This is a genomic window from Microbacterium sp. CPCC 204701, assembly GCF_004010105.1.
In the GTDB taxonomy this organism is placed as follows: Bacteria; Actinomycetota; Actinomycetes; order Actinomycetales; family Microbacteriaceae; genus Microbacterium.
The window spans coordinates 39001-52649 of record NZ_RRYE01000004.1 but is presented as its reverse complement, the minus strand read 5'-3'; the positions used below and the strand labels follow the sequence as shown (position 1 = coordinate 52649).

The window sequence follows — 13649 nt, the reverse complement described above, 5'->3', positions numbered from 1 at the left end:
CGGAGGCGGTCGCGGCGCGCGACGCGCTCGCCGCAGCGGAGGCCGCCAACGCGGCGGAGCGCGCGCAGCTCGACGCGGACATGCGCGCCCACGAGATGGCGCGGACGGCGTACAACGCCGACGCCGACCACTACAACGCCATCCCCGAATCGGAGCGGGGGCAGTGGACGGGCACCTGGACCCAGGCCGACGGCACGACGTTCAGCGGCCTGCTGGGCGAGGTCCTCGCGCAGCGTCTGGCCGCGCTCGACGCAGCCCGGGCGTCGCACGCCACCCGCCGATCCGCGCTGGAGACAGCGGAGGCGGAGGCGCAGACCCGGCGCGCGGAGGTCGAGGCGCAGCTGGCGGATCTCACGGTGCTGCTGGAAGCGATGAACCCCCAGTGATCGGCCCGTCGCGTGACGCGCTTCACCGCATTCGGCCGGACGCCGCTCCGCAGGCGCCGACTAGGCTTGCAGGGTGATCGATCCCGTGCTTCTCCGCGACCATCCCGAGCTGGTCAAGCGCTCGCAGGCGGCGCGGGGCGAGTCGCCCGACACCGTCGACGCCGCCCTCGAGGCCGACCGCGCGCGGCGGGCCGCGATCACGGAGTTCGAAGAGCTCCGCGCCACGCAGAACGCGCACGGCAAGCGTGTCGCGCAGGCGCCCAAAGAAGAGAAGGCGGCGCTCGTCGCCGAGGCCAAGGAGCTCAGCGAGCGGGTCAAGCAGGCTCAGCACGCGGTGACCGCGGCGGAAGAGGCATCCGACGCCGCCTTCGCCAGGATCGAGAACATCGTCATCGACGGGGTTCCCGCGGGTGGCGAAGACGACTTCGTGACCCTGCGCACCCACGGTGAGAAGCCGGCGTTCTCGTTCGAGCCGCGTGACCACCTCGAGCTCGGCGAGCTTCTCGGCGCGATCGACACGGAGCGCGGCACGAAGGTGTCGGGCAGCCGCTTCTACTTCCTCACCGGCATCGGCGCGCGCCTCGAGATCGCGCTCATGAACCTCGCGCTCGATCGCGCGCTGCAGGCCGGATTCACCCCGCTCATCCCGCCCACGCTGGTGCGGCCCGAGGTCATGCGGGGCACCGGCTTCCTCGGCCAGCACTCCGACGAGGTCTACCACCTCGAAGAAGACGACCTCTATCTTGTGGGCACGAGCGAGGTGCCGCTGGCCGGGTATCACATGGGCGAGATCCTCGACCTGTCGCGCGGCCCGAAGCGCTACGCCGGGTGGTCGACCTGCTACCGCCGCGAGGCGGGCTCGTACGGCAAAGACACGCGCGGCATCATCCGCGTGCACCAGTTCAACAAGCTCGAGATGTTCGTGTACACGACTCCGGAGGATGCCGAGGCCGAGCACCTGCGACTCGTCGCGCTGCAGGAGCGCATGCTGCAGGACCTCGGCCTCAGCTACCGCGTGATCGACGTGGCCGCCGGCGACCTCGGGTCGAGCGCGGCCCGCAAGTACGACGTCGAGGCCTGGGTGCCGACGCAGAACGCCTACCGGGAGCTGACGTCGACGTCGAACTGCACGACCTACCAGGCGCGTCGGCTCGACATCCGCCACCGTCCCGACGGGGGCAGGACACAGCCCGTCGCGACCCTCAACGGGACCCTCGCGACCACGCGGTGGATCGTCGCGATGCTCGAGACGCACCAGCGCGCGGACGGATCCGTCGCCGTGCCGGAGGTGCTGCGGCCCTTCCTCGGCGGCCTCGAGGTCATGGAGCCGACCGCGTGACGCCGGCTGCCGCGGACTCGTCCGCCGAGGCGCGCCTGCCTGACACCGGCGAGATCGATCTCGTCGAACGCGACGATGCGGCCGATGTCGTCGAGGAGCTCGCTCGCGACACCTCCGCGGCCCCGACGGTCGTCGCGCGGCTGCTGATCGCGCTCGACATCGACGGCACCGTCATCCTCGAGGACGAGTCCCTGAGCCCCGGGGTCGTGGAGGCCGTCGAGCACGCGCACCGCACCGGTCACGAGGTCATGTTCGCGACCGGGCGCAGCTGGGAGGGCACGCACGGCATCCTGCTCGCGCTCAACATCGCACCCGAGTTCGTGGTGTGCTCCAACGGGGCGGTCGTGCTCAAGCGCATCGGCGCCGCGAACCCCGGCGGCGAGCCGCAGTACGAGCGCTGGCACGTTGAGACGTTCGACCCGCACGAGGTGCTCACGCTGCTGCGCGAGCACCTGCCCGACGCGCGGTACCTCGTCGAGCTCCCCGACGGCGCGCGCCTGTACACCGAGCACCTCGACGACTGGAACCTCAGCTCCGCACGACTGGTGCCGTTCGAAGAGCTCGGCGCGCAGCGCGTGTGCCGCGTGGTCGTCGTCGCGCCCGAGCAGGAGGAGCAGGACTTCGTCGACCTCGTCGCGCGCATCGGGCTGCACCAGGTGTCGTACGCCGTCGGCTGGACGGCGTGGCTCGACATCGCCCCGCAGGGCGTCGACAAGAGCACCGGCCTCGAGCGCGTGCGCACCGAGCTCGGCATCGACCCGGCGCACGTCCTCGTGATCGGCGACGGCCGCAACGACCTCGGCATGTTCCGCTGGGCCCTCGACAACGGCGGGCGCGCGATCGCGATGGAGCAGGGCCCGCAGGAGGTGCGGGACGCCGCGGGCGAGACCACCGCGTCGGTGCAGGCCGGCGGAGTCGCAGCCGTGCTCCGCGCCCTCTGACCCGTCCGGTCGTCGAGCGAGCGCCCTTCGTCTCGCTCGCTCAAGACCGAGGTTCCGTCGCTGAGCCTGTCGACGCGCGCGTTCAGCGGCATCCGGTGCGCCTTTCAGAGCTTGCACAGCCGTGGTTGGAAGAATGGGCCGACAGTGCTGTCGGCTAGACTCGACGCCTGTTCGACGGATGCCGCCCTCTGGGTGGGATCGGTCGGGAGGGTTGTCCGAGCGGCCGATGGAGCTGGTCTTGAAAACCAGTGGGCAGTGATGTCCCGTGGGTTCGAATCCCACACCCTCCGCTGAAGACGAGTCCGGAGGGGTGGACCACGCGAGAGCATCCCGAGAGGAACCGAGTGAGCGAGACGAGCAGGCACCCCAGGCGCAGCCGCCGCACGGTGGCACGCCACGGTGAGCTCTCGTCTCCGCATCCGTTCGGAACGATCCTCAAGATCTTCGGCGTCGTGATCGCCGTCGCGCTCGTGTCGGGTCTCGGCGTCGCCGCGTACGCCGCGTACGACCTCGCCGCGAGCTTCGCCGACGGCGGCGTCGAGCTCGAGGGCCAGGGCGCCGTCCCGCCCGACATCGGCGCGATCGAGGGCGGCGTCGACCTGCTGCTCGTCGGCACCGACGAGTGCGAACCGGAGTACGCATCGATCTTCGGCGACCGCTGCAAGGGCCCTGACGCCGAGGGCCAGCTCAACGACGTCAACATGCTCGTGCACATCGCCGACAACCCGCGGCGTGTCACGGTGGTGTCGTTCCCGCGCGACCTCATGATCCCGCTGCCGTCGTGCACGCGCGAGGACGGGTCGGTGAGCCCCGAGACGTCGAAATCGCAGATCAACGAGGCGTGGAGTCGCGGCGGCCTGTCATGCGCCGCGAAGACGATCTCCGACCTCAGCGGCGAGAACATCCCGTTCGCCGCCAAGGTCAGCTTCGGCAACGTCATCAACATCACCGAGGCGATCGGCGGCGTCGACGTCTGCATCGGCAACGGGGGCATCCGGGATCCCCACACCGCGATCGACTGGCCCGCCGGACCGAGGACCATCTCGGGCGTCGAGGCGCTGCAGTTCCTCCGCACGCGCCACGGTCTCGAGAACGGCAGCGACCTCGCGCGCATCTCGAACCAGCAGCAGTACATGTCGAGCCTCGCCCGCAAGCTCGTGAGCGAAGAGGTCCTTTCCGACCCCGCCGCGCTGTATCGGCTCGCGACGACTGCCGTCGACAACATCACCCCGAGCCAGTCGCTCGCCAACGCGTCGACACTCGTGCAGATCGCGATGGCAGTGCGGGGTGTGCCGTTCGAAGACATCAACTTCGTGCAGTATCCCGTGGTCGATGACCCTGCCGACCCCAACCGAGTGGTGCCCCACTACGAGCTCGCCGACAAGCTGTGGGCGGCGCTCGCCGCGAACGAGCCCATCGAGCTCACGAACGACCAGAACAACACGGGCGGTGTCGTGACGGTCGACCCGCAGCCGACCGAGCAGCCCGTCGAGACCGCGCCGGATCCGTCCGCGACCGGCACCCCGGCGCCGACCGAGACGGCCGTGCCGCTCGACGACATCCCCGGCCAGTCCGCCGCCGACCAGACGTGCTCGGCCGGAAACCTCAGGGCCGACGGCTGATGGCGGAGCAGAACCGGTCCTCGAGCGAGGACCGCGCACCGCTCGCGCGTCACGGCGTACTGCCGACGCGGCATCCGTTCGTCACGATGCTGGCCATGCTGGGTGTCGTGCTCGGCGTGGTGGGCCTCAGCGCGTCGGGCATCGCGGCGTACAGCGTCTGGAACGCCGCAGAGACAGTCACCGCGAACGCCGTGGTGCTCGACGAAGACAAGCCGCTCCCGCCGTCGCTCGGCGCGATCGAAGGCGGCGTCAACATCTTGGTGGTCGGCTCCGACTCGTGCGAGGGGCAGGACGTCGCCCTCTTCCCGCGGTGCGCCGACGACGACTCGCCGGGCGAGCGCAGCGACGTGACGATGCTCGTGCACATCTCGGACGAGCCGCGGCGCGTGACCGTCGTCTCGTTCCCGCGCGACATGCTCGTGCCGATCCCGTCGTGCCCCCGGGAGGATGGCGGCGGCAACCACTCGGCGATGTCGTCGCAGATGATCAACGCGTCATACATGTACGGCGGGCTCGCGTGCACCGTGCTCACCGTCGAGGAGCTGACCGGCGAGAAGATCCACTTCGCCGCGGCGATCCGCTGGACCGGCGTCATCAACATGTCGGACGCCATCGGCGGCGTCGACGTCTGCGTCGCGGGTGACATCAGCGACCGGCACACAGGCCTCAACCTCACCGCCGGTACGCATACGCTCCAGGGCGTCGAGGCGTTGCAGTTCCTGCGCATCCGGCACGGCATCGGCGACGGCTCCGACCTCGGCCGCATCTCGAACCAGCAGCAGTTCATGTCGTCGATGGTGCGCAAGCTGCAGTCCGACTCGGTGCTCGCCGACCCGGGCCGGCTGCTCAATCTTGCGACCACCGCGATCAGCCAGGTGCAGCAGGGCCAGCTCGTGCTGAGCTCAGGCCTGACGAACCCCACGCTCATGGTGCAGATCGCGATGGCCGTCAAGGACGTGCCGTTCGAAGACATCGTGTTCGTGCAGTACCCGACGCGGTACGCCTCCGATGACGGCGGCACCCGGGTGATGCCGGTTCGGGATGCCGCGGACTCTCTCTTCGCCGCGCTCGCCGCCAACCAGCCGCTGACGCTGACCGGAGATGCGAGCCAGGGCTTCGGCGTCGAGGTGACAGGGGAGGTCGCGCAGGAGACCGCACCCGTCGCGACGCCGGCGCCCGAGGCGACCGGTGCTGCCGAGGGCTCGGCGGATGCCGCCGCTCCGACAGACCCGGCCGCTCCCGCTCCCGAGCAGCGCGTCGAACTGCCGTCCGAGATCGCCGGCCAGACGGCGAAGCAGACCACCTGCACCCTGCCCGAGAACTGATCCCGTCGGTTCTGCGCTCGCGCGCGCAGCGGCTATGATTGCCAGGTGTGTTCGTCGGCCACGGCCGTTCGGACGCCTGGAGACGTCGCATAGTCAGGCCTAGTGCACCACCCTGCTAAGGTGGAGTCCCCGTAAGGGGACCGAGGGTTCAAATCCCTCCGTCTCCGCCACAAGTTCTCCCCCTCGATCCCTTGGAAACACTGGGATCGCGGCCGTGGCATTCTCCCAGAACTCGCGGTTTGCGTAAGGAACGCGTAAACGTGCGCGCGCTTCGCGTCACAGCACCGCGCCTGGGGTGAGCGCCTTGGGGGCGGCTCCGGAGGGTCACCGCAGCGGTCAGGCCGAGATGGTTCCCGGTCGGCCTCCGAACGCGGCGGCCACCAACTCGAGGGCGACCTTCTCCGCGACGGTCTGGAGTGCCTCGCGGATCCCCGCTCGCTCGATCATGCCGATCAGGGCTTGCCGACCTGTCGGCGACTCCGCGATCGCCGCCAGACCGAGGGCGCCGCCGGCGCCAAGAAACGCGACCGCAAGCTTTCCCGTGTTCGACATGTCTGCTCCTTGATCTTGAGATTTGAATCATCAATCTTGTCGATGTGACAAATATATACACCAATGAGTCAGATTCGCAATAAAGGAGTACCATAGCGCCCGTGGCGAAGTTGCGAGTGACCCTCTTGCCCGTCGCCCTGCGACCAGAAGGAGACGCTGCGCTGTCGCCAATGGCGGTCTCGGTCCTCTGTTCTGAGCGGGGGCTGTTGTCCGAGGAAGTCGAAGACGCTGAGCACGTCATCCCGCAAGTGCGTCGGATGCTCGCCGGGGTCTTGCCGCGAGAGATCGATCAGGATCCGGTTCTGAGGCGTCGCGTCCAGCGACTCGAGAACGTCGGCGTCGAGTACTCGGCAGGTGCGCCGAATCTACTATTCAGCGCTGTTCTTCCGATCGCCGCCTCTGAGTTGGACGGAAGAGCCAATCGGTGGACGCGCCTGGTACAAGGTCGTGCCGACGCGAGGACCCACCCACCGGAAGCTGAGGTGTCTGCGTTGCTGGGGTATTGGCGCCAGCAGCTCGTGCGGACTACTGCCGCCTTCGACTTTCTTCCCGAGTTCTTCCCGATATCGCAAGTGCGCGCGGTGTACTCGTCGGTCTGGGGCGAAGATCAGCAGGACGCGAACTTTCAGCGATGGCTGTTGTCGGCGCGGGACGTCGATGCAGAACCTGTCGTCGCAGAGCAGGACAGCGCGGATGTCCAACGCTCAACGCAGGCGGCCTTCATCGATAGGGTTGCGGGCGTGCTTGGGGCAGAGCCCTCGGGCATTGCGAACAACTGGGACCCGAAGTATGTCGGGGTGAGCGCAGGGATTGCGGCCCTCGGCGGGGGGATGAGGGCGTTCCCCGTAGCAGTGGCTGCCGGAGCGATAGTGGGGTCGCTCGTCGGTTGGCAACGAGCTAGAAGTGCAGGGCGTCCGCCGAGCTGGTTCCGGAGGACGCAACCGCAGCGTGTTGAGTTGCAGACGTGGTATCCAGTGCGTCCGAGCCTCGGACTGCCAGAAGCCCTTGCATCGGGAGGTGATAACGCGAGCAACAGCTAACGCCGACAAGTTTGCCTGATTCGGGCCGTCTCTCGATCACTCCTCATGCGAAGCCTTGAACCATCCGCCGACATTTACTCGAGCGTCGCTTTCGCGTCAGGCCGTCGGCGCCTTGCTGTCAAACAGTGCCCGCACGCCGGCCTTCGCGGCTGCACGATCTAGCGCCGCCGACACGGCATCCAGGTCGTCTTCAAACAGGTCCGAGTAGACGTCGAGCGTCATCGCGGCCGACGTATGCCCGAGCATCCGCTGAATGGTCTTCACGTTCGCGCCGGACTGCACTGCCAGCGACGCTGCTGTATGGCGCAGATCGTGCACCGTCATCGGCTGCAGCTCAGCTTTCGTCAGCGCGGTCTTGAACCAGGACTTCGATCCATCGCTGGCGCGGGTCCGGCGCATGTAACCGCCATCGGGCGCGGAGAACACGAGAGCATCACGAGAACGACCCGCAGTGGCCGCGAGCAACTCCTCAACGAGGAAGGCCGGCACAGGCACGAGCCGTCCTTTGTGCGACTTCGTCGTGCCGACATGGATCTTTCCTTGCACCTCCACCGCGTTCGCGTGGATGTGGAGACGTCCCTTCGCCGCATCGATGTCGCCGACGCGAAGCGCGGTCGCCTCTCCCCACCGAATGCCCGTGTAGGAGAGCAGGAGAACGAGCAACGCGCGATCGCCCGAGTGCTGGGCGAGTCGCAGGACCTCATCGTGGGTCAGGTACCCGTGACGGCCTCTAGTCTTCTTAGGCAGACCGATCCGTCCGACGCGCGCAGGGTTCGAGGAGATGCGCCCATCAAAGACCGCATCGTCGAGGACGCTGGCCAGCACCCCGAAAGTCCGGATCGTGACGGTGGCTCCGATCTCGCTAGACAACTTCGCCACCCACGCGCGAACGTCCGTGTGCCTGATGGCCGCGACTTCCCACCGGCCCCATGTCGGCTCCACTCGCAGCCGCCAGGCCGTCTCGATTGGTGCGAACGACGAGGGTTTCATCATTGCGCGCTTGGCCTCGAGCCACGCTGGCCCCAGGCTTCCGACCGTGACTTTCGCGGCTTGAGGGTCGATGTACGCACCCTTGGCACGGGATGACTCGATCTCGGCAAGCCACAGCTCGGCATCCCGCTTGCGCTGGAAGCCGCGCTTGCCGCCATGCGACCCGTCGGGCTTCTTGTAGCGGACCTCGTACCGCTTGCCCTTTACGGTTGTGTACGGGCGAACGCTACCCACCGGCCGGTCGACCGGCGTTGTAGTTCATACCCGCGAGGCGCCCCGCTGCGCGAGCCGCGATGATCCACGACGACGCCGTCCGGTGCGGGACGCCGAGCTCCGCCTGGATCAGCTTCGCCGGCGGCAGGCCAGCAAGCGCCGCGGATCCGTACAGCAGTTCGATGACCTGCATCCGCGCTTCGCTCGACCCGCGACGCACGACCTCCGCCGCGAGCTGGGGTGGCAGCATCCGTCCTTTCGACGTTGTCAGTTCGTCGACTGAGATCCATCGGGCGAGCGGATCGGACTCGTCGTCGAGGGTCAGGAAGATGCAGCGCGGCGCCGCCGACTGCACGATCGCCTGCATACCGACTTTCGCCACCGTTGGATAGTTCAGCTCCACGTCCTCACGGATGGCTGTGTTTGTGACGCCCTTGATGACGTAGCGGCCCTCGCTCTCCACGTAGCGGGCCGTCACGGCTGTCGATACGCCGAGATCGGCATCGACCGTCGTCGCGATGAATCCCGGGGCAATGCGCAGCGCGGACCCGATGGGCTGCGTCGCATCCTGTGCCGCGACGGGTGCGCCTTCGAGAGTTGTCACGTCGACCTTCACCCCCTCAGTCTGTCTAACCGCGCGGCACTTTCGCACCAACCTCTTGCCAAGAGTAGCATATAGTGCTTCACTCATGTTCAACAACGTGGACCATGCGCAGCTGGAGGTGGACGATGGTCACAATCATGCAGGTGCACTCGGACGATCCCGAGCACACCTTCCTTACGCCGCAGGAACTCGCCGATGCGCTGCCTGGCATCCCACTCAGCCGACTTGGCTCGTGGCGGCGCACCGGCGACGGCCCGAAGTATCTGAAGTTCGGTCGCACCGTCGTCTACAAGCTCTCCGACGTCAACGCATGGATGGAAGCGCAGACGCACCGGAGCACCGGGGACACCCTTCCGCGAGGGTTCCGCCGATGATCACGGTCTACACGACAGGATCCGCGTGTGTGCAGTGCACGATGACGAAGCGGGTTCTTGATGCCGCCGGCATCCCTCATTCGGATGTCGATCTCGCCGACCCTGCCAACTCCGCCGCCCGCGAGTACGTCACCGACGATCTCGGCTATTCGCGGGCGCCGGTGGTGGTCATCGACGATCACCACCACTGGTCGGGATTCCAGCCGCTCAAGATAAAGGAACTCGCCGAACGGATCGCGAGCGCGCGATGAGCGGCACTCCATCGGACGACCCCGCCGACCGCCTTGCGCAGGAGGCAGAGGAGGTGCGCCTCCAGATCGCGCGCGCCCAGGCGCGGCTCTACAACCGCGAGAAGCAGCACCGAGAGGCGCGGCGCCAGTACCAGCGCGACTACTACGCGCAGCACCGTGAGGAGCTGCTCGAGTACCAGCGGCAATATCGAGCGGCACAGCGCGAGAGGGATCCCGACGCCTACCGCGAGGGAAAGCGTGCCCGCACCAAGCGATGGCGAGACAAGCATCGGGACGAGGTGAATGCCCGCCTCCGCGAGAAGTACCGAGCCGATGCAGAGGAGCGTCGTCAACGGCGACGAGAGGCATACGCTCGGAACCCCGAGGAGCAACGGTCCCGCCGACGGGCCTACTACGCGGCGAACAAGGAGAAGCAGCTCGCCGCGCAGCAACGGTGGAGGGACCGCGAGAAACGCCGCGTCGAAGCCGGTCTTCCTGTGCGACGGCTGCATCGCGTCGACGATGACGAGCGCTTCGCCAACAGCGCGGCCGCCGACGCGTTCTTCGGTCGGGAGTGGACGGATGCCGAGCTGAAGGCTGCCCTCGGGTCAATCGAGACGCCTCCCGAGCTGCTGGCGGCTTGGAAGCGGGACTGCCTGAGGGCCCGCGCCGCACATCACCTCTCCGTGCAGAAGTACGAACTCGGGCGCCTCGAGAAGGAACTCGCTCGAGTCCGGCCAGGCCCGAAACCCAAGCCCCCCATGACGCCCGAAGAGATCGAGGAAGCACGACTCGATGCGATTGGCCGCCAGATCAACGAGCGGCTTCGGCACCGTGAACCACCGCGGCGCACTCACCACCTCGACCCCGCCGCGCCGCACCCGCAATTACTCCGGCAAGACCAGATGGGAATGAACCGATGAACACCGTCAGCGAAACCAGCACGCCGCTCATCGATCGGTCACAGACCGAGGCCGTGCTCTACCGGGTTGCGATCTGCGCCCTCACCTGGCATCCCGGCAAGACGGATGCCGATCCCGGTTACCGCGTCGAGGACGACCACCGGTGGTGCCTAGCGCCGCTAGACGGAGTAGACCCTGGGCTGCCGGTCCGTGTGCTTGTCGCTGCGACGATCCTCGACCCCTCGCGGCACCGGGCTGAGCTCGTGCGGTCCCTCAGTGCGCTCGCCGATGAGTAGTGCAATAGCTGGGCGCGCATCGCACAGCGGCGCGAATACCGCGACACGATCGGCCAACCCTCCGAAGGCCGTGAGTGTAGCGGTCGCGATCGGCTCCGTTCCGGGCTTTCGCGGCGTATGCTCACTCGCTGCGCTCCCTCCGCTACTCCACGTCCCGGCACTGCGCCGACCCCGACCGCTCTGTGCGCCGCTGTCGGAGGGATGGTGAAGAGCGGGCTTACAAGCGGGGTCTGTGCCGGCGAGGCGGGGTCGGAGTTGCGCTGCGGTTCGCGCGGGAGGACGAACCGCGCGGTACCGCCGCTGTCCCTTCGCAGCCCGTCCCAATCAGCGGCGGAGTGGGCGATGTCGGCGCCCCGGATCACACTGAAGCCAGGTTCGCGAAGGGAGGTGCGGATATGACCGGGCAGATCGCTCTGACCGTCGCGCTCGTCGTCGTCGCGGTCTGCAGCGTCATCGTCGTCGTAACTCTGCCGGCGACGGCGCTGGCAGCCGCGCGCGCCAATCTTCGTGGTGCCCTTCGGCTCGGGGTCGTGACTACAATCGCCGCCGCGGTCGCGATCGCCGTCGCGGCTGTCGTCGGAAATGCGTCGGCCTACGTCTCGACGTTGTTCTAGCTACGGGTCGATCCGCAGTTGACGAGACATAACGCTCGAGGACCAATCACCGAATCTCGAGGGCCGGGCCGGGCGTCGGCGGCGTGACGTTCGGCGTGGCGACGTCGATCGGCGTGCGCTCCGCCAGCGCCGCGGCGCGGAGCGCATCCAACCGGCGCTTCAGAGTCTCCTCCGCCCCCGAGCGGGCCACCGACTCCTCGGGCAGGGGAAGGCGAGGGAGCACGTCTGCAATCGCAATCTCGTGCAGCGTGGCCAGCATCTCCGCGACCTTTGCCGGAAATCGTCGGGCCTCGAGCGCATAATCCGTCGACGCGCGCAACTCCGACAGCCACTGCATCCCTTCAGATCCCGTCAGCGGAGTGACGTGCTCACGCGCGAGAGCACGACTCGCGCCCGCGAACCCGTCGACCTGGCGCGAGTCGAAGACCCACTCGCCCGAGCGCCCGACAATGGTAAGACGGTCGACGGATGCCTCGTCCTCGAGGTCGGCGACTAGCGCGCGGTTCGCTTCGAGGGCCGCATCGTGCGCTGCCCGGTCGGTGAAGCGGGCGGCCCTCCCGGCAAGGTCAGCGAGCAGAAAGCGGGAGGTCTCGGACAGCAGACTCACCGCGCGCGGCACGCCGGCCACCGCGAGATGCGTGCGATACCCCTCCCGCTGGAATAGCTCCACAGTGGCAGATGCGACCTGGGCCGACTGGAACGAGCCCTCGAGCAGCAGCGACCGGCGACCTGCCCGCGCGCAGGCCAGACCGGCCCGCAGCCATGCCGCAGTCGCCTCCGCCAGGATCTGCGTCGCCTCGTCTGACCGCGACCGCGACAGCTCGATGTAGTAAGGATGAAACGCCCGCAGACCGTCTGCACTCAAGATCGCGGTGGCTGGAGGCTCGGCAAGCAATCCGCGGGCGGTGCGCCCCGGACCGGATCCGGGCTGCCCCAAGACGAGCGTCAACGTCGGCCGATCCTCGGGAGAGGTGTCCCCGAATATGCTCGGGGCAACCGTTCTCTCGAACAGCATCTCTAATGCGGCGTCGTCCGGCCTGGGCTCTGTCACAATGGCAACCCCGAGTGCTCCGCCGCGCGGCTACTGAACCGCACGAGCAGCGCGTCGAGCGCCGTTCGGTCATAGGCATCGACTTCGAGAAGCTCACGGCGGATTGCGGATGCCTCGGCGATCGCGTTCTCGTGCAGGATCGCGCCATCGTCTGCCAGGCGGAGAACCGCGGCGATCGCCGCGTTCGCGGCCTCGCGGACAGCGTCGTACGTGACGATGTCGTTCGCCCGCCATGCCGATCGCTCGTCCGTCACTGCACCTCCGGTCGCGAGTCTACTTCTGCTCCCTCGGACGGCCGCTACGAGTCTGGTCGACAGGTGGAACGCTTCTCGCGCCCAGAACGTGGTCCACCGATGTGCGCTACCGCTCGGAGGAGTACCATGCTTGCAGGACGGAGCTGCTCGGGCCCTGGGGCGAACCCGGGGCCCGCCACCGTTCTCAGGAGGACTCATGCGCTACAAAGTTGTAGTGACGAAGGTGGAGGTGGCTGAACTCTGGGTGCGGGCCACCGACGAGGAAGCCGCCGCGCAGAAAGTCAAGGATGAGCTGATCACGCCCTGGTCCTACGCCGGCCGGTGGGATACGAAGGCGACGGAGGTGCAGGTAGTCGACGCCCAGCCGGAATCTGGCGGGTCGAATCCGAACCAGACGTCCACATCGGGGCCCATGCTGCTCAAGCTGAAAGACGCCGCGATGGAACTGGGTATCTCCTACGGCACGCTGCACGCCCTAATGAAGGACGGCGGCATCGAGTACACCAAGGTTGGCTCAGGCAAGTACATCTCGAGAGCGTCGCTGGCGGCCTTCATCGAGTCAAACACTCAGCGGTAAGATCGAAGGACTGGCCTCCGTAGCTCAGTGGAAGAGCCACTCCGTCCTAAGGAGCGGGTCGGGGGTTCGAATCCCTCCGGGGGCACCATATCGAGTTTCGATCACGAGCATCGAAGCGCCGCAACCCCAGTGGGATATAGCCGCTCCGACCGACGACATCCGGAGGACTCAAAGGCGAGCGCTCACTGCTGACACGCACCGAGGCGCGACGGGCTAAGCAGTGTTCAAGCTGATGGGGGGGTAAGCGGCAACTTGCCATCCTTGGCGAGGTACCCGAGCACCACAGCCCGACAACGGCTCCGGCAGCGACGCCGACGATTTTGGTGAAGGTGTGCTCGT

Annotated in this window: 17 protein-coding genes and 3 tRNA genes; 15 read left to right on the top strand and 5 right to left on the bottom strand. The window is 67.6% G+C overall.

Annotation, left to right across the window (positions count from 1 at the left end; all coding sequences use genetic code 11):
* The 7 genes from EIO58_RS18575 to EIO58_RS01155 form a co-directional block, all read left to right on the top strand.
* A partial coding sequence (locus EIO58_RS18575; RefSeq protein ID WP_205789065.1) for a hypothetical protein occupies window positions 1-386 on the top strand: 386 nt, incomplete at its 5' end.
* Between the two features lie 73 nt (window positions 387-459).
* Window positions 460-1725: a serine--tRNA ligase gene (serS, locus tag EIO58_RS01180; protein WP_127817866.1), complete on the top strand. Its 1266-nt coding sequence runs from the start codon at window positions 460-462 to the stop codon at window positions 1723-1725.
* A complete protein-coding gene (locus EIO58_RS01175) occupies window positions 1722-2666 on the top strand; it encodes an HAD family hydrolase (RefSeq protein WP_127817865.1) in 945 nt (314 codons plus the stop codon). The genes serS and EIO58_RS01175 overlap by 4 nt, the downstream gene beginning before the upstream one ends.
* Before the next feature lie 205 nt (window positions 2667-2871).
* Window positions 2872-2956, top strand: a tRNA-Ser gene (locus EIO58_RS01170).
* Between the two features lie 54 nt (window positions 2957-3010).
* Window positions 3011-4288: an LCP family protein gene (locus tag EIO58_RS01165; protein ID WP_127817864.1), complete on the top strand. Its 1278-nt coding sequence runs from the start codon at window positions 3011-3013 to the stop codon at window positions 4286-4288.
* Window positions 4288-5613 (top strand): LCP family protein, encoded by a 1326-nt coding sequence (locus tag EIO58_RS01160; protein WP_127817863.1) that lies wholly within the window; start codon window positions 4288-4290, stop codon window positions 5611-5613. The genes EIO58_RS01165 and EIO58_RS01160 overlap by 1 nt, the downstream gene beginning before the upstream one ends.
* 78 nt (window positions 5614-5691) lie before the next feature.
* Window positions 5692-5783, top strand: a tRNA-Ser gene (locus EIO58_RS01155).
* A gap of 166 nt (window positions 5784-5949) precedes the next feature.
* Here EIO58_RS01155 and EIO58_RS01150 read toward each other — a convergent pair.
* Entirely contained in the window at window positions 5950-6165 is a 216-nt protein-coding gene (locus tag EIO58_RS01150; protein WP_127817862.1) for a hypothetical protein, read from the bottom strand.
* A gap of 101 nt (window positions 6166-6266) precedes the next feature.
* On the opposite strand from EIO58_RS01150, the gene EIO58_RS01145 reads away from it, so the two are divergent.
* Window positions 6267-7205, top strand: coding sequence for a hypothetical protein (locus EIO58_RS01145; protein ID WP_164861465.1), 939 nt, complete (start codon window positions 6267-6269; stop codon window positions 7203-7205).
* A gap of 96 nt (window positions 7206-7301) precedes the next feature.
* On the opposite strand, the gene EIO58_RS01140 is transcribed toward EIO58_RS01145, so the two are convergent.
* Both EIO58_RS01140 and EIO58_RS01135 read right to left on the bottom strand, forming a co-directional pair.
* Window positions 7302-8429 (bottom strand): site-specific integrase, encoded by a 1128-nt coding sequence (locus EIO58_RS01140; protein ID WP_127817860.1) that lies wholly within the window; start codon window positions 8427-8429, stop codon window positions 7302-7304.
* Window positions 8422-9024: a hypothetical protein gene (locus EIO58_RS01135; RefSeq protein ID WP_240658514.1), complete on the bottom strand. Its 603-nt coding sequence runs from the start codon at window positions 9022-9024 to the stop codon at window positions 8422-8424. Before EIO58_RS01135 ends, EIO58_RS01140 begins: the two co-directional genes overlap by 8 nt.
* Window positions 9025-9137: 113 nt before the next feature.
* Here EIO58_RS01135 and EIO58_RS01130 point away from each other — a divergent pair, with 113 nt between their 5' ends.
* The 5 genes from EIO58_RS01130 to EIO58_RS01110 all read left to right on the top strand — a co-directional run bounded on the left by EIO58_RS01130 (window position 9138) and on the right by EIO58_RS01110 (window position 11428).
* Window positions 9138-9386, top strand: coding sequence for a helix-turn-helix transcriptional regulator (locus tag EIO58_RS01130; protein WP_164861464.1), 249 nt, complete (start codon window positions 9138-9140; stop codon window positions 9384-9386).
* Complete coding sequence (locus tag EIO58_RS01125; RefSeq protein WP_127817858.1) at window positions 9383-9637, top strand: glutaredoxin family protein; 255 nt, start codon at window positions 9383-9385, stop codon at window positions 9635-9637. The genes EIO58_RS01130 and EIO58_RS01125 overlap by 4 nt, the downstream gene beginning before the upstream one ends.
* Window positions 9634-10539, top strand: coding sequence for a hypothetical protein (locus EIO58_RS01120; RefSeq protein WP_127817857.1), 906 nt, complete (start codon window positions 9634-9636; stop codon window positions 10537-10539). Before EIO58_RS01125 ends, EIO58_RS01120 begins: the two co-directional genes overlap by 4 nt.
* Window positions 10536-10814 (top strand): hypothetical protein, encoded by a 279-nt coding sequence (locus EIO58_RS01115; protein WP_127817856.1) that lies wholly within the window; start codon window positions 10536-10538, stop codon window positions 10812-10814. Before EIO58_RS01120 ends, EIO58_RS01115 begins: the two co-directional genes overlap by 4 nt.
* A gap of 395 nt (window positions 10815-11209) precedes the next feature.
* Complete coding sequence (locus EIO58_RS01110) at window positions 11210-11428, top strand: hypothetical protein (RefSeq protein ID WP_127817855.1); 219 nt, start codon at window positions 11210-11212, stop codon at window positions 11426-11428.
* 46 nt (window positions 11429-11474) lie between these two features.
* On the opposite strand, the gene EIO58_RS01105 is transcribed toward EIO58_RS01110, so the two are convergent.
* A complete protein-coding gene (locus tag EIO58_RS01105) occupies window positions 11475-12443 on the bottom strand; it encodes a zeta toxin family protein (RefSeq protein ID WP_127817854.1) in 969 nt (322 codons plus the stop codon).
* Window positions 12444-12475: 32 nt separating this feature from the next.
* Window positions 12476-12733: a hypothetical protein gene (locus EIO58_RS01100; protein WP_127817853.1), complete on the bottom strand. Its 258-nt coding sequence runs from the start codon at window positions 12731-12733 to the stop codon at window positions 12476-12478.
* A gap of 196 nt (window positions 12734-12929) precedes the next feature.
* Between EIO58_RS01100 and EIO58_RS18570 the strand changes: the two genes are divergently transcribed.
* Both EIO58_RS18570 and EIO58_RS01090 read left to right on the top strand, forming a co-directional pair.
* Window positions 12930-13310, top strand: a complete 381-nt coding sequence (locus tag EIO58_RS18570) for a helix-turn-helix domain-containing protein (protein WP_164861462.1) — start codon at window positions 12930-12932, stop codon at window positions 13308-13310.
* Between the two features lie 13 nt (window positions 13311-13323).
* Window positions 13324-13398, top strand: a tRNA-Arg gene (locus tag EIO58_RS01090).
* Window positions 13399-13649: the final 251 nt, after the last annotated feature.

Excerpts from the sequence above, each read along its gene's own strand:
- EIO58_RS18570 (WP_164861462.1), top strand. The coding sequence starts at position 12,930 with ATGCGCTACAAAGTTGTAGTGACGAAGGTGGAGGTGGCTGAACTCTGG.
- EIO58_RS01120 (WP_127817857.1), top strand. The coding sequence starts at position 9,634 with ATGAGCGGCACTCCATCGGACGACCCCGCCGACCGCCTTGCGCAGGAG.
- EIO58_RS01115 (WP_127817856.1), top strand. The coding sequence starts at position 10,536 with ATGAACACCGTCAGCGAAACCAGCACGCCGCTCATCGATCGGTCACAG.
- EIO58_RS01110 (WP_127817855.1), top strand. The coding sequence starts at position 11,210 with ATGACCGGGCAGATCGCTCTGACCGTCGCGCTCGTCGTCGTCGCGGTC.
- EIO58_RS01160 (WP_127817863.1), top strand. The coding sequence starts at position 4,288 with ATGGCGGAGCAGAACCGGTCCTCGAGCGAGGACCGCGCACCGCTCGCG.
- EIO58_RS01105 (WP_127817854.1), bottom strand. The coding sequence starts at position 12,443 with ATGCTGTTCGAGAGAACGGTTGCCCCGAGCATATTCGGGGACACCTCT.
- EIO58_RS01130 (WP_164861464.1), top strand. The coding sequence starts at position 9,138 with ATGGTCACAATCATGCAGGTGCACTCGGACGATCCCGAGCACACCTTC.
- EIO58_RS01125 (WP_127817858.1), top strand. The coding sequence starts at position 9,383 with ATGATCACGGTCTACACGACAGGATCCGCGTGTGTGCAGTGCACGATG.
- EIO58_RS01150 (WP_127817862.1), bottom strand. The coding sequence starts at position 6,165 with ATGTCGAACACGGGAAAGCTTGCGGTCGCGTTTCTTGGCGCCGGCGGC.